Source organism: Candidatus Poribacteria bacterium (assembly GCA_026706025.1).
In the GTDB taxonomy this organism is placed as follows: domain Bacteria; phylum Poribacteria; class WGA-4E; order WGA-4E; family WGA-3G; genus WGA-3G.
Map to the genome: position 1 here is coordinate 44,627 of JAPOZO010000050.1, position 18,419 is coordinate 63,045.

General features: G+C 47.6%; 15 protein-coding genes. 6 read left to right on the forward strand and 9 right to left on the reverse strand.

Annotated elements, in window-relative coordinates; translation table 11 throughout:
* Positions 1-502: 502 nt before the first annotated feature.
* The 5 genes from OXH00_10365 (at position 503) to OXH00_10385 (ending at position 6,884) form a co-directional block, all read left to right on the forward strand.
* Positions 503-3,634 carry a UvrD-helicase domain-containing protein gene (locus OXH00_10365; protein MCY3741412.1) on the forward strand — a complete coding sequence of 1,044 codons (3,132 nt, stop codon included), beginning with the start codon at positions 503-505 and terminating at the stop codon, positions 3,632-3,634.
* 36 nt (positions 3,635-3,670) lie between these two features.
* Positions 3,671-4,639: an amidohydrolase family protein gene (locus OXH00_10370; GenBank protein ID MCY3741413.1), complete on the forward strand. Its 969-nt coding sequence runs from the start codon at positions 3,671-3,673 to the stop codon at positions 4,637-4,639.
* A 69-nt stretch (positions 4,640-4,708) separates the two neighbouring features.
* Positions 4,709-5,512 carry a phytanoyl-CoA dioxygenase family protein gene (locus tag OXH00_10375; GenBank protein MCY3741414.1) on the forward strand — a complete coding sequence of 268 codons (804 nt, stop codon included), beginning with the start codon at positions 4,709-4,711 and terminating at the stop codon, positions 5,510-5,512.
* Between the two features lie 25 nt (positions 5,513-5,537).
* On the forward strand, positions 5,538-6,416 hold the full coding sequence (locus OXH00_10380) for a phytanoyl-CoA dioxygenase family protein (GenBank protein ID MCY3741415.1): 879 nt from the start codon (positions 5,538-5,540) through the stop codon (positions 6,414-6,416).
* A gap of 51 nt (positions 6,417-6,467) precedes the next feature.
* Positions 6,468-6,884, forward strand: a complete 417-nt coding sequence (locus OXH00_10385; GenBank protein ID MCY3741416.1) for a DUF420 domain-containing protein — start codon at positions 6,468-6,470, stop codon at positions 6,882-6,884.
* Positions 6,885-6,966: 82 nt separating this feature from the next.
* On the opposite strand, the gene OXH00_10390 is transcribed toward OXH00_10385, so the two are convergent.
* The 9 genes from OXH00_10390 to OXH00_10430 form a co-directional block, all read right to left on the reverse strand.
* A complete protein-coding gene (locus OXH00_10390; GenBank protein MCY3741417.1) occupies positions 6,967-7,869 on the reverse strand; it encodes a phytanoyl-CoA dioxygenase family protein in 903 nt (300 codons plus the stop codon).
* A gap of 53 nt (positions 7,870-7,922) precedes the next feature.
* The gene (locus OXH00_10395) at positions 7,923-8,273 is read right to left on the reverse strand and encodes a hypothetical protein (GenBank protein ID MCY3741418.1); all 351 of its coding nucleotides are present in this window, start codon (positions 8,271-8,273) and stop codon (positions 7,923-7,925) included.
* A 2-nt stretch (positions 8,274-8,275) separates the two neighbouring features.
* On the reverse strand, positions 8,276-9,385 hold the full coding sequence (locus OXH00_10400; protein MCY3741419.1) for an XdhC family protein: 1,110 nt from the start codon (positions 9,383-9,385) through the stop codon (positions 8,276-8,278).
* A 240-nt stretch (positions 9,386-9,625) separates the two neighbouring features.
* Positions 9,626-10,537 carry a hypothetical protein gene (locus tag OXH00_10405; GenBank protein ID MCY3741420.1) on the reverse strand — a complete coding sequence of 304 codons (912 nt, stop codon included), beginning with the start codon at positions 10,535-10,537 and terminating at the stop codon, positions 9,626-9,628.
* Positions 10,538-10,665: 128 nt separating this feature from the next.
* Positions 10,666-13,470, reverse strand: coding sequence for a hypothetical protein (locus OXH00_10410; protein ID MCY3741421.1), 2,805 nt, complete (start codon positions 13,468-13,470; stop codon positions 10,666-10,668).
* 331 nt (positions 13,471-13,801) lie between these two features.
* Positions 13,802-14,362 (reverse strand): MT-A70 family methyltransferase, encoded by a 561-nt coding sequence (locus tag OXH00_10415; GenBank protein MCY3741422.1) that lies wholly within the window; start codon positions 14,360-14,362, stop codon positions 13,802-13,804.
* Between the two features lie 6 nt (positions 14,363-14,368).
* Positions 14,369-14,917 (reverse strand): NADH-quinone oxidoreductase subunit I, encoded by a 549-nt coding sequence (locus tag OXH00_10420; GenBank protein ID MCY3741423.1) that lies wholly within the window; start codon positions 14,915-14,917, stop codon positions 14,369-14,371.
* 464 nt (positions 14,918-15,381) lie between these two features.
* Positions 15,382-16,881, reverse strand: coding sequence for an IMP dehydrogenase (guaB, locus tag OXH00_10425; protein ID MCY3741424.1), 1,500 nt, complete (start codon positions 16,879-16,881; stop codon positions 15,382-15,384).
* A gap of 18 nt (positions 16,882-16,899) precedes the next feature.
* Positions 16,900-17,088 carry a hypothetical protein gene (locus OXH00_10430; protein ID MCY3741425.1) on the reverse strand — a complete coding sequence of 63 codons (189 nt, stop codon included), beginning with the start codon at positions 17,086-17,088 and terminating at the stop codon, positions 16,900-16,902.
* Between the two features lie 287 nt (positions 17,089-17,375).
* On the opposite strand from OXH00_10430, the gene OXH00_10435 reads away from it, so the two are divergent.
* The gene (locus OXH00_10435; protein ID MCY3741426.1) at positions 17,376-18,419 is read left to right on the forward strand and encodes a Gfo/Idh/MocA family oxidoreductase; all 1,044 of its coding nucleotides are present in this window, start codon (positions 17,376-17,378) and stop codon (positions 18,417-18,419) included.

The window sequence follows — 18,419 nt, forward strand, 5'->3', positions numbered from 1 at the left end:
TGCGTTGTCACATATTTAAAGTTAAGACTTACGCGATTCATCGTTTTTAGTAGGCGCGCTTTCTGGGTAAGTCCGGTTAAAGTATTAGACACACCTAATGCGATTATACTTAAAATATTAACGGCACACGTCGTGTGCCGTTACATAAGTCAGAGTCATTCAGTTTTAAGAAATTATAGAGTTTCTCGTCCTTTTTTCAGGATCCGGTTCGGTTAGGAAAACGAACCTACCGGGCCTGGGACCAAAATTGGACTACAGAACTGAGAACTGACCTGTAAATCGGGTGGACAAAGCCCGCCTACAAGAGTGTTTCGCGGGAATTGAATGGCCCTGAATTATGTTCAAAAAACCTTGATTTTTTGCATCGAATATGGTATAATAACCGTGAATGATTTAGCGTAATAGATTGTTGTTCCGCGCTATGTTTCCTGATGTAAATAGTATAGACACCAACTATAAAAATTACACAAATTTCTTCCGATAGCATGAACGGGGGAACCCCATGAACACTTGGCACGGCTTAAATGAGAAACAGATAGAAGCAGTAATACATAAAGACGGTCCCCTTCTCGTTATCGCAGGTCCCGGTACTGGAAAAACAAAAGTCATCACACACCGCATTGAGCATCTGATCCGCGAACACAATATCAGACCTGAGAAGATTCTGGCGATTACGTTTACGAATAAAGCAGCGGAAGAGATGCAGGAACGCATCAACACCGAGATCGGCGAACCGCACGGATCCAGCGTTAAGGCTTGCACCTTCCATGCATTTTGTGTCAAAGTGCTAAGGAAACACGCGCTGAAGATTGGATTGAGCGAGAATTTCACCATCTTTGACCAAGAACTCCAAGACGAGATTTTAACAGAAAGCGTCCGAGAACTGAGTCTCAACGCTGACGACTACCCGCCATGGCTGCTACGAAACATTATCAGCGATGCTAAATGCACACTCCAGGACCCAGTTGAAGCAGTAGACAACACAGAGATTTACGACCCAGAGACGCTCGAAAATATCCGAAATATACTGCAAACCTATCAGCACAAACTCACTGAATACGATGCCCTCGATTTTGATGACCTTCTGCTGAAAACCGTCGAACTCTTAGGCGTAAAAGAAGTAAAAGAAGCCTATCATAAGGAAATTTCCTATATCCTCGTTGACGAATTTCACGATGTGAATCGCGTGCAGTACTATCTACTCCAACTGCTCTGTGCCGCACCGGCGCGTAATCTCATGGTCGTCGCCGATGAAGACCAGTCTATCTATAGTTGGCGTGGGTCAAACCCAGAGTATATTGACAATTTTAGAACGGATTTCGATCCGCGAACCGTCGAACTGGATGATCATTACAGGTGTAGTGAGAAAATCTTACGCGCTGCAGAAGAAGTTATCTCCAGAAACCCGGAGCGACAGAAACAGCACACCCTCAGAACCCACAAAGATGCAGGACGCGACATTTTTCATTATACTTTTGACACACCGATAGCGGAAGCACTTGGCATCATTCATGTTATTGAGAATTTGGTAAAGCAGCGTGGCTATTCCTATCGCGATATTGCGGTTTTTTACCGGACACACAAACTCGCTGATGTTTTGGCGGAGCAGCTGCTGCGCAAAGACATCAAATTCCAACGGATTCTACCGACAAATTCCTTTAGTGAAGGAAACAGCAAGGCGATTCTGGCATATCTCCGTCTCATCCAGTGGCAACTTCCGCAGGATTTGGAACAGGCAATCAATTTCCCTGAGACCTGTATTGACGATTTGACATGGGTGCGTCTCAAGTGGCTCGCGCAGCGTGAACATATTGCGTTTATAGAGCTTTTGAGAAATATTGAGGCATACGCAGAAGATGTCGGTCCCTTGACCCGTCGAAACGTCCGCCAGTTCTGGACGCAACTTGAGAACCTGTCAACCGGCATCCAAGACGCGAAGATTGATAAAATCATTCAGACCCTCTTTGACGCTTTGGAACGCTCTCGCTCGCCTTACCGCGCCGAAGAGCTGGAAGTTATTGAGAAACAGCCTGAGCTGCCGAACCTTGTGACCGCGCAGGATGTCCTTTATAGTGCCCTTGACCTTGATGAACCCATCCAGATTACTGCCTGCCACGGCATCGACGAGTATTGCGCGGCGCATATCATTCATCAGACGCTTGAAACGTATCTCAACCAGCATGCACAACTCCAATTCTTACCACCTAACGTAAATAGACCGCCGCAGCTGGACAACGGTGTCCATCTCCTCATTGGTGATTTTGAAGAACTTGGAAGAAAAGCACGGGACACGCGGATTATTCTCATCGGAACCCCAGCAGAAATGGCAGATAGCGATGTAATTCACCTCGAAACCAAAGGTGTTCGGAGCATCGCGGCACTCAAACTTTGCCAACGCCTTATTAATCGCTTTGAAAATCCAAATATGGCAGATATGGTTGTCTATGATCTGGAGACAACGGGTATCAACCCGAAAACAGCAGAAATTGTTGAGATCGCCGCGCACCGTCTCAGCGTAATCGGAGATGAAGTGGAAAGGTACCACTGCTTGGTAAAACCCCCCGGCGGGCTTATCCCTCGTGCAGCCACACGCATTCACCAGATTGATGCAGAGACCGTCAAAAACGCACCCGGCATTGAGATGGTATTGCCCGAATTTTCTGGATTTATCCAAGATCGGATTTTGATTGGGCATAATGTCGCGGAATACGATAATCCAATTCTTGCGCGAGACCTCAGCAGGTACTTGAAAATAGGATTATCGGCACCGCATTACGATACCCTTACCACCGCGCGTCGGCTTTTCCCGCGACAACGGTGTAGCATCGGCGCGCTTGCTGAAAAATTTGGCATTGAACATGATCGTCTACACGGTGCCTTAGAGGATGTTAGGGTCAATAGAGAAATTTTCAAAGAGCTCATCAAAATCGATGCTTACAAACGGGAAGTGAAATCCCTCACCGAACTTCTTCCGCTTGTGGGGCTTGGCATCCTCGCTAAAACGGAGGCATCGGAACAAGCAGTAGTAGCTACAAGAGATACCTTAACTGAAACCGATGTACTCCTTAACGCTGCGAAGCGTTTTGTCCAGACACACAACGCTGTTCCGCCGGATCGTCTACCGCTTGAAGCAGCAGAAGCAGCAGAAGCAACAGCATACATAGAAGAACTACGAGATACCGCTGTCCCAGAATTCCGAGAAGATATTGAATGGCGGCAACGCCATATTCAGTTTATGAACGCTGTCGTCCATTTTGAATCCGTGAACGACGAGCATCAGCTCACCAACTTCTTGGACTATCAGAAGTTACTTACCAATATCGATGAGCTTGACGATAAGACCGAGCAATTGACCTTAATGACGTTACACGCAGCGAAAGGCACAGAATTTCCGGTCGTTATCATTCTCGGCATGGAGGAGGGAAGCTTCCCGATGTGGCGGCAGAACATCACAGAAGCAGAAATTGAGGAGGAGCGGCGTCTCTTCTATGTCGGTATGACCCGCGCGCAAAACCAACTCTATCTGTCGTCTACCACCTATCGCACAGGTGATCGGGATCGCGCTGCATCTATGTTCGTTCGTGAAGTGCCGTCTAACTACGTGATCAAATGGCCTCAGCCGAGACATGCGTAAATATTCCACAGTCCCAAAGCACTTTTGACTTGAAAAATGCGAATTGATTGCCAAAGCCACATATTTCCAAACGCCTATATTGAAATCCTCGCGCAGAACCCGCATCCGCCGCAAGTGATTCGCAGCGGCAGCGAGGCTGTCGTTACGTACGGTAATGTTCAAACATTTCGCTTACAAGACGAGGCATACGATCCGAAACGCAAACTCAAAGACATGGACGAAGCGGAAGTCGATATGGCACTGCTCAGTACCAATATACCGCCACCATGTATGCTCGCACCTGAATTAGGGAACAAGGGTGCGCAAGCGATTAACAATGCCATCGCTGAACTTGTGGACATGTACCCAAACCGATTCGCAGGATTGGCGTGCCTTCCGTGGCAAAATCCAGATGAGGCAATCACAGAAATGGATCGAGTGCAGCAACTCGGTTTTCGCGGGATAATGCTCTATTCGCATATCGGTGGGAAACCGGTTGACGCGCCAGAATTTGGACAAGTCTATACACACGCCGAAACACTACGGATGCCGATTATTATGCATCCGACCGTCCCGACATGGGGTGAAGCAATCAAAGACCACTGGATGATCGGTATGATGGGGTTACAGGTGGATAGCAGTTTCGCGCTGCTGCGGCTGATTCTGAGCGGGATTCTTGAACGGCATCCACGTCTTCAACTCGTGATGCCACACGTTGGTGGTATTTTACCCTATATGAGTGGGAGGATTGATCATCAGACCGAAGTATTGGGCAGAGCGAAAGATAACATAACGCAACCACCGAGCGCGTATCTACAAGGTATCTATTTGGATACCGTGTCACCATCAACACAAGCACTGCAGTACGCTTACGAGTTTTCCGGTGCTGATCGGTTGTTGTTCGGGACAGACCATCCGTGGGTGGATATGCCACGGTTTGTCCGTTTGATTGAGGAGATGCCCATGCCTGAAGCAGATAAGGCACGAATTTTTGGTGAGAATGCACAAAAATTATTTGATTTATAGTAAGATATTAGGAAACTGAAAAGAGAGATTCTCGGAAACCATGCTACTGAAAGGAAGAGGATTTACGACATGCCACACGACTTGACTGATGCCGAAAAGTTTTTCTTTGAAAATAACGGTTATCTCGTTTTGGAAAATTTTCTCGCGCCTTCACATATTGAAACACTCAGGAGTGCTCTCGCTGAAGTCATTGAGAAGCGGCGGGAAGGTGAAGAGAAAGGGTTACCCCAGACTGGGATGACACATATTCACGGCGAAAAAAGCACCCGCATTTTCTATATCCTCGGCGACCATCCAGCGTTCTTGGAACTCTTGGATTGGCAGCCGATTTTGACGTACGTCACAGGATTGCTCAATAAGATGCCACACCACCACGCCTCGGATGCCATCGTTGAAGACGGTTCGGAACTTATCGAACGCTCGATGGGTTGGCACATCGATGGACACGATGAAGGTTATCGTAACCTACGTCCAATTCCGTTTTTGCAACTGAAAATTGGGTATTACCTGACAGACATGACAGAAGGTGGACAGGGGAATCTGTGGCTCATACCGGGCAGCCACACAGCGATGTATGATCCGAACCATGAAGACCTCCGGTATCCTTACGAATATCCCGGTGCCCTTGAGGTCTGTGCCCCACCGGGAAGTGCGATCCTATTCCACAACGCTGTCTGGCATTCCGCGGGCATCTTCACGAAGCCGAAGGGTCGGCGTGAGATGCTCTATTACGCTTATGAACATCCGTGGATGATCGCTTCGCAAGAACATTGGGGGTATCCTAAAGATTTCTATAATAAAGAACTCTCACTTGAACAGCGGAAGTTTTTCCACGGGTTCGTCTTTGACCCACCAGAGCAACGATGGGGATAGTCCATAACGCAAGGAGGACGCGATTATGCGTTTAACCGAATCACATGTTTCGTTTTTCCACGATAACGGGTACCTACTGCTCGAAGATGCGCTTGATGAAAACGATCTGGGACCCGTAATCGCTGAATACGAGAGAATTATAGCAGAGCGCGCCGAGAAATTGCATGCAGAGGAGAAAGTTACCGACACACACGCCGATAAACCCTTCACTGAACGACTGCTTCATCTTTCAAACGAAGCACCGGAGGTTACGGCGAATTTGGATATTATGCAGGCACGCGGCGAAGCGACGTTCAATTTCCTCAAGAATCCCAAGATCCTTGACATTGCGGAGTCTCTGGTCGGTTCTGAGATTATCTGTAATCCGATTCAACATATCCGTGCAGTCTTGCCGAAAGAGAAATCACAGCGCGCACCGACTCCTTGGCATCAGGACGCAGGTGTGTGTTGGCCCGATACGGATCCCTACTTTATGCTCACCGTCTGGATTCCAATTGTAGATGCGACGTTGGAAAACGGATGTCTACAGGTGATGCCGGGGAGTCATAAGATGGGACTCTACAGACACGATTGGAACGAGGCAGGATTGACAGTTCTACCGGAATATCAACCCACTAACCTCACCCCAAAAGCGTTGCCGATTCGGGCGGGAGGCGTCATTCTGTTCCATAATTACACGCTCCACAGCGCGAAACCGAATGAATCGGAGAGTGTCCGGTGGAGTTTCGATCTACGGTATCACGATGTTTATCAACCGACGGGTCGTCCGTTCTATCCCGCGTTTCTGATGCGGAGTCGCCTACGTCCGGAAGCCGGTAACACGCAATATGAAACGTGGTGTCAACGATGGGAATTTGCGTTAGAGAATTCTAAGGGTGCGCAAGCCTATCGGTGGCCCCGGTAGAAAGTAGCAGGCACACTCCGTTGTGCCGAAGCAAGGATATAGGAGGAAAACGTGCTTGAGATTTCACATCTGCCGACGGTCAATGCAACACTAAACACAATCAGCGGTATCTTGCTGACAATTGGGTATGTGTTCATTCGGCAGCGGAAAATTACGGCACATAAAAACTGTATGCTCGCGGCATTCGGTGTGTCTGTGCTTTTTCTCGTCTCTTATGTTATTTACCACTATCACGCTGGATCAAAGCCGTTCACACAGCAGGGTTGGATCCGTCCAGTCTACTTTACCATCCTGATTTCACATATCCTTTTAGCGTTTATTATAGTACCGTTGGCGTTACGTACACTCTATTTGGCGTGGCGTGAGCGGTTTGATGCACACCGTCGTATCGCGAAAATTACCTTCCCGATTTGGCTGTATGTCTCGGTAACAGGCGTGATTATCTATCTGATGTTGTATCAGTTGTAGAACCGAAGAAACTGTTCCACTTCGGACAATAAAATCCCCTATCAAGGGGGATTTAGGGGTTAAAACACTGAGAAAAGCAAGTTTAATCCTGCGAATTAAACGGACGGAACCCGCGTAACATCAAGCCCCGATCACTATTAGATTTCTTCGCTTCCTCAGCGGCGGCTGCTCGCTTCTCCGCTTCTGCCCGATTTGTTGTTGTTGTCCCGCCGATAATTACAAAGTCATCTGTTCGACGGTAGCGGTTGATGAAAATCGGACGCGGTTTGTCGGACATATTCTGTTTGGAACCGTGTATGGTCTTGACATTAAAGAAGATTGAATCACCGGCTTTGCCTTCGACCGGGAGCGCGCTCTCCCAGGGCCATTCATCCTCTGCCAGACCGAGATGCGAGAACGTATCAATATGCTTGAGTTGTCCAAGTTGATGTGAACCCGGCACGACGTGTAACGCCCCATTTACCAAGTCCGTGTCCACAACGTAGCTTAGGATGCCGACGGGTCCCTGATAGCGGTGTTCAAAGTATGCAGAATCCTGATGTAGGTGTTTCGGGTGTCCGCCGACGGGTTCCTTATAGAGGCACTGACCGTTACCGAATATCTCAACATTCGGCCCCAAGATCGCCTCCACAATATTGACTGTATTTTCATCAAAAGCGGACTGGAAAAACGCCGCGCTCGTCTGATAACCTACCGACAACACCATGATCTGTTTGTCACGTTCATAGCCTTCTGGTGCTGGTAGGAATAGCGTGCCATTCGGTGTACGCCACCCTTCAACAATCCGTTCCGCCTTGTCGAGTAACGATATGGATTCCGCCGCGGCTGCCTCAATATCCTGATGAATCGCTTCAATATAGGGTGCCATCAGTCCGCGGACGACCAGGCATCCGTGTTCCTCAAAGATGTCCGCAGCTTTTTGGACATCCAATGCATCCATGGACATCTCAATATCTTCAATTTTCACCTTAGGTTCTTGATTCACGAAATATTCTCCTTGATTCGTAAGCATTCTGGCATCTGACGCAATGCTTATAACTACTCTTTTTCTCCCCACGAGGGTCGCCTGCCTGTCAGTTCTTCGAGATAACTTGCCGTTCGGTCGACCTCTGCTTTAAGTTTTCGACTTGAACTCCGTCTCGCGGTATCTTCGGCGGTGTATCTCACTCGGTAGACCCCTTTCTTAGTTTGTTGCAAGACGAACTCACCCGGGACATTCCGATTGACATATTGGAGCATGTCGTGGAGGAGCCAATAGAGATCGGTGGAGGAATACCGGAGTTTGTTGTGTGCTGACTGTTCGCTTACACCATCAAGCGTCTGTTTTACAGCGTCAATGACTTCGCTTAGCGTATAAGACTTATCTTCTGACACATGAATATCATTCATTTTTATGCCTCTGCTATTTTGACGGTGGGCATTCGGACTGGTTGGGTGTCGAAGGTGTGGATACTTTCAGCGGCATTTCGGATCTGGATTAGCTGCGATGCGATGCTGACAGCAATTTCTGGTACGGTTTTCGAGTTAATATCTAAGCCAATCGGTGCGTAGACCCGTTGGAGATTCTCTTTGGAAATTCCGGCTTCCATCAAATCATCGAATATCAGTTTAATTTTCCGACGGCTACCTATTAAACCGATGTAACGGGCATCCGACTCAACGACGCTGTGTAACGCAGATTCATCGTGCTGGTGCCCACGGGTGACAATTACGACGTAGGTCAGTGGGGTAATCGGATAATTTCGGAGTTCGGTCGCGATGTCGCCAATGATGATTTCGTCTGCCTCTGGCAAGCGTTCCTTAGAGGCAAAGTCGGCGCGATCATCAACAATAGCGATGTCGAAATCTAACCAGCTGCCGAGATGACAGAGTGCCTGACCGACATGACCTGCGCCAGCAATGAGCAGCGTCGGACGCGGTTGCAACGGCTCCAAGAAGACTGCAGTCGAGTCTTCCTCACGAAATACACTCGCTCTGTTGTTTTCGAGGATTCCAGCGGTCTCCTCTTCAACTGCCGCTTCCAACGTCGCATCGCCCAATGTACCGATGCGTTCACCCGTAGCAGCGAAGATCATCTTCATGCCGACATTGACATTCTGCTTGGCACTCGTCACAACTGTAGCATAAACGAGGGGTGTGTTTTCTGCATTCAGCGTTTGGAGCCGCTCAAACATCTCCGCTTCCGCTTCAGTCTTTGGCAGATCAATGAAGATTTTCATATTTCCGCCACAGATAAGTCCATCATCCCAACCGTAATCGCTGTCCAATTGAAATTCAAGGAGCCGTGGTATTCCGCCTTGCATCAACCCAATGGCTTGTCGTCGCGCCTCGGCTTCAACACACCCACCACCGAGTGTGCCGATATTCCGCAGATCGGGAAGGATGAGTAACTTTGACCCCGGTTTCTGTGGCGTTGAACCCTTCGTTTCTACGACAGTACAGTAGGCAGCGACTTGATCGGATTCAATGAGTTCTGGGATTTTTTGATATATTTCTCTCATCTTTTTTTACCAGTCGGCTATTGGAGGCCGCCAACCATCAGCAATTAGCCATCGGCCGGCAGCCATAAGAGGGCATTGGATTTCACTCCGTTCAACCCATAGGTGTCAATTTAACAATATCCCGGTTATCTTAGCACTCAATTTGTAGCACAATCCGTTAGATTGTGGTATTTGCTTAGCACAAAGCGTTAGGTCGGATCCGGCAAATTCCCGCAAACGAACAGTTTGCGGTACAAAATGTTACGGAGATTGATCTTCAGCACTCTGGGCAACTAATTTTTTAAACTGCTCGCGCTGATGTGTATCCAACTCAAGCGGGACAATAGAGGTTACACCGTCGCTTCCAATTTGCGCTGGAACGTTCAGATAAACCGATGTCTCGCCAGCGGATATATGGGTGCCGATACTCATGACCCGCTTTTTATCAAGCGCAATCGCTGAAACCACCTGTAAAATATGGCTTATCAAGGTCCATTCCGATTGCGTGGTATAAGGGCAACGCTGTGAGACGGCTTCAGAGAGACTGTCGATTTCAGCTTCAGACATCAGTTGTGCTATAGGAATGCCGTTCACACGACAGTATTGCGGCAGTGGATACGTCTCCCAATCACTTCCAATCGCCAAAGCGGTTACATCTGTTACAGAGACCTCAACGCGTTTCGCAATTTCAGTGGTTAAGTGTGCCGTCGCGGCACCGTTTCCGAGGCCGATAATTTTTCCGCCGCCGAGTGCCTCGTGCGTCCATGCAGCGATGTAATTCGTGGGTGCTATCGCCATCAAGATCTTGGCATCCGATGCATATTGTTGGATTCCCGGAACAAACCGCCTGACCTGCGCGATTCCTGTTGTCTTTGACGCTTGTGCGGATCGGAAACCGGATTGTCCGATCGGTGGCAGCAGAATAACCACATCCGCGCCAGCTAACCCTTCCAACGCATTGGAAAACGAAATTGCAGTATCACTCGCGCTTAATGCATTTGATTCCACAAGATCCCGAAGTCTTCCGGATGCATCTTCTTTCAAAGACACAAATCTATTTTTGTTGGATGTCGCATCCGACACAAAGACAACTTCGTGCGCCGTCTCCGATTGACACAAGCCCCAGGCAGCCGAAACGGCGAACTGACTGTTGCCCAATAAAGCTATTTTCATCTATCACCTTATGACGGACTTACGGAAAGTCGATCATTTACGTGCTATGTCCACGCTCGCGCCTTTTGTGGCAGGACGCGTCCTGACTCAACACGTTTGAAATACCGATATGCGTTGAAAACCTAAAACTACACCAAAAGGGTCTCAACGATCGCTTGAAATTGTTCCTCAATATATTGACGGTGGTTGTCCATTTCGGAATCTGATGCCAGTTTCGTGGATACTAATTCATCGTAACGTTCAACATATTCGAGCAAGGTGTCCACCTCTTTCTCATAACAGATTGCCGAGGCGAGTACTTTCTCCTTCAACAAAAGCGGGAGTTCTGTCTCGGTAATCTGGGTTAATTCCCATCGCCACACCTTTTCGGATATATAGGCGACAAATTGATCCAGCAGATCCCCCTGATAGTCGGTACTTTGAAGTGCTTTGACCTCCTGAATGAGTCCCAAGACATGGTTGAAGAGTTCATCTGGAAATTGTTGTCGTAACTCCATGAGTAGCCTGCCGGTTGTGGATATCGGCAGCTGATTTTGCAGGAGGAACATCCGCAAGTTCGGGTAATCTTCAACACTCTTGCTATCACCAAGCCATGTTTCTTGTATCGCTGGTAAATCGCTCACATCGAAACTGAGTACCTGTCGTCTCCGAATCTCCTCAAGATTAGAAGCACGCGGATCAAGCCCGGCTGTCGCTAAAGTGCCAATAACCTCTTCCTGCCGATAAGGTCTTAGGAACGTCATAAGCTCCTCGACCTTCTGCTGCTCTGCTGCAACAGCCTCAACATTTACTGCGCCACCATTTTGGGGGTTTCCACGCTTTCGCTTTTTCCCTTTTTGGGGTGCATTTGTGAGCCTGTTTGCCCGCTTCACCAAAGTGTCGTGATAACCGAGCAGTTCTTCGTATAGTATTGCGAGTAGCGTATCACCATGGATAGCAAGCATCGCTGCCGTAGTGATATCCGCCAATTCGTGCCCGGTTTTTGAGATAACAGCGCGATTCAGGTTCCGTTCTATCGACTTCCGGTCCTTTTCGGCTTGAATAATCAGTGTGCTTTCCAACATGAGGTTGATAAGCCTTTTGGTTTGGTCTGGTACACTGAGGTTAATATCACACGTCGGTTGGATTTCTGCCAGGAGCTGCTCTCGAAGTTTACCATCAAGTACTAACGTCCACAACGTCGCGTAATGCTGTTGTGCCTCCGCCTTCGGTGGAAGGTTAGCCAACCACTGCTTTATGGTTGGCAAATGTAATTTTACATGGTTAAGCAGTTGCTCAAAAGCGTCATCAGCAATTTCAAAACCGGGAAAATTAGCAGCCCTGCCACGCTGCTGCGCTTGTTGTGACCGGCGTTGCACCTGCCCGGTTTTCGCCGCCAATAGAAGATCAACTAACGGTTGAATAACGTCTTCAAAATCTTGCTTGTGCTGACTCACGAAGTTAGCAAGTTCCAGCAACTCCAACCAGACAGTCGTCAAACGTTCAATTTGAGTGGGATGCCAAGTTGATCGGAGCGTGAAGCCCGCCATTTTTTCACGCACAGTTGCGCGTGTCCACTTCGGTAGATATATCTCATCTAAGAGTTCGTTATTTTCAAAAGTTAGGAGTTCAACCTGTTTGACCAAACCTGTTTCAATGAAGTCTTGCTCAAAGACTAAATCATGAAACAATCCGGCAGCCCTATCCAGTACCTGATTCGCCAATTTGTAAGAGGATTGAATGAGGTGATTCAGGGTTAACTGTTGGTTATCCTGCAGCTGCCAAAATTCAATCATAGGATCAATATTTTGGGTGAGTGCCTCGGTTTTCGCTGCTGCGACTGCCGTCTCAAAATTCTCAGTAAGATATTCCGCGTAAAATTCGACGAAAGCGAGTATTGTACTCCGCAATTCTCGAATCACGAGGTCGTCCCACACCTTATTGTGAACGCGTTGCCCAGGTCCCAACACAAGTGCTCTCAAACGGGTCTCGACTCCCTGTTGGAATTGTGCCATAAGTTGATGGGCGTGCTGGTTGGCTTTCACCGTATAGGTCTCGATTTTCTTTGCGCTCTCAGCAATCTCGGTCTCAATGTCTTCGGTAGGTGCGTTGAAAGTGATAGCACCTAACTTGAGCGTCTCCGGTTCAAGTGGATCATAGACCGCTGCCGTGGCAAGCACCTGAATGGAATCAAGTACCTCAGTTGCATCTTCATCAGCGGCAACATCGGACAGCCGGTTACGCAGGGTTAGACTATACCCTAAATCAGCGAGGTCAGGGTACTGTTTAATATGCGTCCGAAGGACTACAAGGAGTAAGTCGTAGTCCTCTGTGAGCATCCGATCAAAAAGGAGATCCTCATTGAGATGAATGCGATGGATATGGGTTTGCTCTGGAATAATAACAGTTGCCGAGTGCATAGCCTCGGCATGCGTATCATCAGTTTGCGCGAGATCATCAGTTTGCGCGAGTATATACGCGCCGGTTTTGATAGTGGTAGGTATTGCCAAACGTGCTTTCAAAACATCCTGTGTAAGTTCAGAAAGCGTCAGGGATTTTCCCAAATTTTGGATGGTTATGTCCGAGACAACGCCATCGGCGAATTCTGTGATTTGGCGTGCATTCCGTTCCAATTCTTGTATACTTCTATGGACCCGGTCATAGTCGTCTTGTGTCTCAGCAGTGACTTTCGCTTCGTCAATCCAAGAGACCCATGCCCCTGGACGTGGTCGCATTTTCAGCGTTAGTTCGCCATCTTCTGAGTCAAAACCGGGTAGAATGTCGCCCTCTGAAGTCTCTTTCGGTGTCCAAACGATCAGATGTTTATCGGATTTGACACCAAGCCCCAAGCCAAAAGTATCTCCCCAACTCATTCGTCCCTCAATACTGGATTTGATTTTATCAACTAACGTAAAAAGCGTCTCTGAACGAAAATTAAGTGATAATCCTTGCATTGGGTCGATTTGATATGTGCCTTTCAAATAAATTCAGGCAATGAATTTGTAAATGACTGATATATGCGCAAAGATCACGTTTTAAGGCAAACCGTTGCGCCCAGTCAGTTAAATAAATTATAGATTGATAGTAAACACAACACGAACAGATATTTTCCGTAATAGTGCTATAATGAAAGTTTTGACTGTCGTAAAAGTAAGCCAACTTCAGTATAACTTTAGCCAGAAAGCACCCTTTGTGCTTACATCAACCGAAATGATAAGAAAAAAAATCAGTATTTTGCTCCCGCCTTATCGGCTAATCTGATGTTTCAGTGCTGCGTGATAAATGTCACGAAGACAACTGAACCTCAAGTCCCCATGCGTCCCAGCCTTGTGTCTGCTTGCGTGCAAACAGTTCAATCTTACACTGATGCGGAAACATTTCCTCAATCCGCTCACGCACGACATCCGGTTTTTCAGAGTGGCGTGACCGTTTGGTTTGAACGAGTTGCCTAACGTTTCGCGCCCCGCGTGGCTGTGGAATTTTACCGCGTTTGAAAACGAGGCACAACTCACACTGGCTCATCGTATAAAAACCGGGGTTTACGCGTTGTTTATCCCAAATAAAGGCGATTGTTGCCCACTGAAACCCCCAAGCCTTGCCAAGCCGAATGGCTTGATCCAAGTGCGGAGACGAACTCCACATAAAAAGCAGGCAATTCTCTTCACTAATAGCAGTAATATCCCACGTCTCCATTTCTGACACCGGTACAGTCGGATAATGCCGAATTGCGCCTCCGCTGTCTTTGCCACCGCTCCCCGTGTGTTGAAGTTGTCCTTTGTAATCCCAGGGCGGATCTGCGTAGATAATACTGTACTTTTTTTTCGGAAACGGAGCGTATGATGCCATTAATTCCTACTTCGCTTCAACACTGAGTCCCTCTTGAGGGATGTCGTTGTTAGCGACAAGCATGTCTCGGTCAAAAATGAAGTCACTGCGCGAGCTCCCAAGACTTTCGCCCTCTTCCTGGCGTTCACGGAAGTATTGAGGGAGCGTTAAGCCTGTCATCCGGATAGCATCTTCCGGACAAGCTTCAACACAATACCCACAAAAGATGCAGCGGAGCATATTGATTTCAAAGACATCGGGATACTTTTCGCGCGGGTAGCCTTCTTTGGTTGTCCAACCTTCCGGTGCGGGTGCGGCCTGAATGGTAATACAATCAGCCGGACAGGCAGTCGCGCATAAGAAACATGCTACGCACTTGATCTCATCTTTCTCTGTCGTCGTGAGTTTGTGAATGCCGCGATACCGATCGTTCCGTTCATCCACACTCCTCGGATCTTCAGGGTACTGGTATGTCAATTTTTTCTTTGGAATATGCTTCAGTGTGGTAAGCATTCCCTTAATCAACGCTGGAATATAGAGCCTATCCCAAAATGACATCTCTTCGTTAACTTTCATACAACACATCCTTTCTGTGTTCGTGCAAACCGCTGGCTGTCGAAAACACGGCGAAAAGCACGATAAGATAATAAGGTATTGCCCAAGTAATGATATTTGTAATCAGCGAAACCCTTTGAACCTGTCTGGGTTTTAGCGAATATTATGGTAAAATCTAAAAAATATATAATACCTATTTTGCTGTTGGATTTTACACCGTCGGAGACAATCCACGGGGTCCAATTTTATACCAGAATCTCGTCAAAAAGTTACCAAATGGTAACTTTTTTCGTTTTTCGGTAATTTTTTAATTTTCGTTAGGAATCCAGACCCTGTATAGGTTCAAAGACGTTTTTTCTTTAATTTTGTTTTTAAAAAATGTTACCAAGGTAAAGTGTAATCTTTCTGAAAAATGTCTACATATTTTTGGATTTCGGTATAAGACCCTGTTATATCATTAGCTGAGAAAAATCACTGAATAGTACCTACGCGTTGAGATTTGCAACTGTATAATTCGGTGCCTCCTCTGTAATATCAATGTCGTGCGGATGGCTTTCTCGGTAACCGCTGCTGGTCATTCGGACGAATTGACTATTCGTGCGTAATGTGTTAATATCTGGGGTTCCACAATACCCCATAGCAGATCGGATTCCACCGACTAATTGATAAACAAAATTGCTGAGTTTCCCTTTGTGCGGGACACGTCCCTCAATTCCACGAGGCACGATTTTAGAGAGATCTTCTGCGCTGTCTGCTGCGTGTTGAGTATTCCGCTTTCGTAATGCGCCAATTGAACCCATGCCGCGGTGAATTTTATAGGTGCGTCCTTGATAAATGACTGTATCTCCAGGGCTTTCATCGGTGCCAGCGAGTAGGCTGCCAATCATCACGGAGCTCGCGCCTGCGCCGACGGCTTTCGCGATGTCGCCAGAGTAGCGAATACCACCATCAGCGATAATTGGGACTTCTGCCTTATCGGCTTCCGCCGCACAATCGTGGATTGCGGTAATTTGAGGGATGCTAACGCCTGCTACGACGCGTGTTGTGCAAATGGAACCAGGGCCAACACCGACTTTCACTGCATCGGCACCAGCATCAATAAGGCTTCGCGTGGCTTCCGGTGTGACGACATTGCCTGCGACGAGTTCAACGTTTGGAAAGTGGGATTTAAGGTATTCTGTCGATCGGATCACGTTTTTGGAATGACCGTGTGCTGTATCTAATACAAGCACATCGACACCTGCTCCGACGAGTCGGTCAACATCTCCGAGAGGCGTTGACGGTAGAACAGCGGCACCAACCCGCAACCGACCGGCACTGTCCTTACACGCCTGTGGAAACATCTGAACCTTATCAATATCCTTAATAGTAATCAACCCACAGAGTCGAAAGCCTTCATCGACAATCGGCAGTTTTTCTTTTCGAGATTTGTGGAGTATCTCTTTCGCCTTATCAAGTGTAATTCCTGGTGATGCGGTAATCAGTTTATCCTTCGGTGTCATTCGTGCGGTTACAGGCAGTTCGAGATTATCCTCATATTTCAGGTCGCGGTTGGTAATCAAACCGACGAGATACCCGTCTTGGGTAACGATAGGTACGCCACCGATGTGGTAACGCGCTGTCACCTGAAGTGCGTCCCGAATCGTCTTATCCTGTGTCAGCGTAATCGGTGCAGTAATCATACCGCTCTCGGATCGTTTTACCCGGTCAACCTCAGAAACCTGCTCATCAATAGAGCAGTTATAATGAATTATTCCGATGCCTCCTTCGCGTGCAAGCGCAATCGCAAGAGCAGATTCGGTGACAGTATCCATAGGCGCGCTACAGATAGGAATGTTTAGCCGGAGGTTACGTGTCAGTTGTGTACTCGTATCCACTTGCTCCGGTAACACCTCCGATTCAGCCGGAATCAGCAAAACATCGTCGAAAGTTAACCCTTCTTTTGCAAATTTCGGGGGGAAGACATCGGAAATTTTAGTCTCCATCGGAATCGTCTCCTTCATCTATTTTAGCCATGCAAAACTGATGGCTGCGACAGCAACAACGAGGGCGATCCAAGACTTTATGTTCGCCCAGAATTCACCCCGTCTTTCAAGCTTCCCGCGCATCCATGCCATTCCTTGCTCAAGCGATGCGAGCCTGTTGTCGACAGACGACATTCCCTCATCCACAGAGGATATTCTCACATTCATAGACGATATCCTCTCACCCATAGACGATATCCTGCCGCTTATCTCAGAAAGTTGATTTAACAGGAGTACTTCAAACGCCTCTTGATTCATTTTCTGCCTCTGTTCCGCGCAGTGTGTTTTGCTGCCCCCACGGCGTATATGCTAAAAATCAATGATACATAACGCCGATTCTTTTTAATTATACAAGAAAACGAAAATTATATCAACTAATTTTTTCGCTCAAAAATCTGCATCTGTGATATGATAGTCATCAGTTATCAGTTATCAGTTGTCAAAGGAGATTTAGAATGGATAACCTAAACGTTGGAATCGTTGGACTTGGTTGGGTAGCCGGTGCCCATATCGAAGCCTTTAAAGCCGTTACAGGTTCGGATGTCACTGCTATCTGCTCACGGCGCGAACACGATGAATCTGTATTGGCGGAAACTTATGGAACACCCCTTAAAGCCTATACCGATTTTGATAAAATGCTTGCTGACCCGGACGTCCATATTATTGACATTTGTACACCACACCCTTTCCATGCGGAACAAGCCATCGCTGCTGCGGAAGCGGGAAAACATCTCATTATTGAGAAACCAATCTGCCTCACATACGAAGATGCGAAAACCGTTCGCGATGCCGTCAAAAGCAACGGTGTTAATGTCTGCGTCTGCTTTGAGTGCCGATATAGTGCGCATTTCACGATGATCCGCTCCGTAATTGACAACGGGCTGCTCGGCGAACTCCACTATGCCGAAGTTGATTATTACCACGGTATTGGCCCCTGGTATGGGCAATACGAATGGAACAAGAAAAAAGATTTTGGCGGTAGCACCCTACTCACCGCTGGGTGTCATGCGCTTGATGCGCTCCTCTTTTTCATGGATGGAAACGTTGAAGAGGTAACTGGTTATCACACACAATCCACAGGTGCTGATTTTCAACCTTATGAATATAAGACGACCAGTGTGAGTCTCCTTAAGTTTGAAGGCGGTGGAAAGATAGGGAAAGTTACCTCTTGTGTAGACTGCTTGCAGCCCTACTACTTCCATATCCATCTCGTCGGCAGTGAAGGCAGCCTACTTGACAACCGTATCTATTCCTCAAAACTTAAAGGGATGGATAAAAGCAAGTGGAGCACACTTGAGACTTCACTCATTGATTCCGGTGATGTTAGTGATCATCCGTATGAACCGCAGTTCCAAGCGTTCATAGACAGTATTGGACGCAATGAACCGATGCCGTTGACCGATTTTGATACTGCGTTTGAAACACACCGCGTTGTGTTCGCTGCGGATATGTCCGCAGCAGCGGATGGCAGAACCGTTAAACTTTCCGAACTCACTTAA

Excerpts from the sequence above, each read along its gene's own strand:
- OXH00_10430 (MCY3741425.1), bottom strand. The coding sequence starts at position 17,088 with ATGAATGTGAGAATATCCTCTGTGGATGAGGGAATGTCGTCTGTCGAC.
- OXH00_10370 (MCY3741413.1), top strand. The coding sequence starts at position 3,671 with ATGCGAATTGATTGCCAAAGCCACATATTTCCAAACGCCTATATTGAA.
- OXH00_10435 (MCY3741426.1), top strand. The coding sequence starts at position 17,376 with ATGGATAACCTAAACGTTGGAATCGTTGGACTTGGTTGGGTAGCCGGT.
- OXH00_10380 (MCY3741415.1), top strand. The coding sequence starts at position 5,538 with ATGCGTTTAACCGAATCACATGTTTCGTTTTTCCACGATAACGGGTAC.
- OXH00_10400 (MCY3741419.1), bottom strand. The coding sequence starts at position 9,385 with ATGAGAGAAATATATCAAAAAATCCCAGAACTCATTGAATCCGATCAA.
- OXH00_10365 (MCY3741412.1), top strand. The coding sequence starts at position 503 with ATGAACACTTGGCACGGCTTAAATGAGAAACAGATAGAAGCAGTAATA.
- OXH00_10405 (MCY3741420.1), bottom strand. The coding sequence starts at position 10,537 with ATGAAAATAGCTTTATTGGGCAACAGTCAGTTCGCCGTTTCGGCTGCC.
- guaB (MCY3741424.1), bottom strand. The coding sequence starts at position 16,881 with ATGGAGACTAAAATTTCCGATGTCTTCCCCCCGAAATTTGCAAAAGAA.
- OXH00_10420 (MCY3741423.1), bottom strand. The coding sequence starts at position 14,917 with ATGAAAGTTAACGAAGAGATGTCATTTTGGGATAGGCTCTATATTCCA.
- OXH00_10415 (MCY3741422.1), bottom strand. The coding sequence starts at position 14,362 with ATGGCATCATACGCTCCGTTTCCGAAAAAAAAGTACAGTATTATCTAC.
- OXH00_10375 (MCY3741414.1), top strand. The coding sequence starts at position 4,709 with ATGCCACACGACTTGACTGATGCCGAAAAGTTTTTCTTTGAAAATAAC.
- OXH00_10410 (MCY3741421.1), bottom strand. The coding sequence starts at position 13,470 with ATGCAAGGATTATCACTTAATTTTCGTTCAGAGACGCTTTTTACGTTA.
- OXH00_10395 (MCY3741418.1), bottom strand. The coding sequence starts at position 8,273 with ATGAATGATATTCATGTGTCAGAAGATAAGTCTTATACGCTAAGCGAA.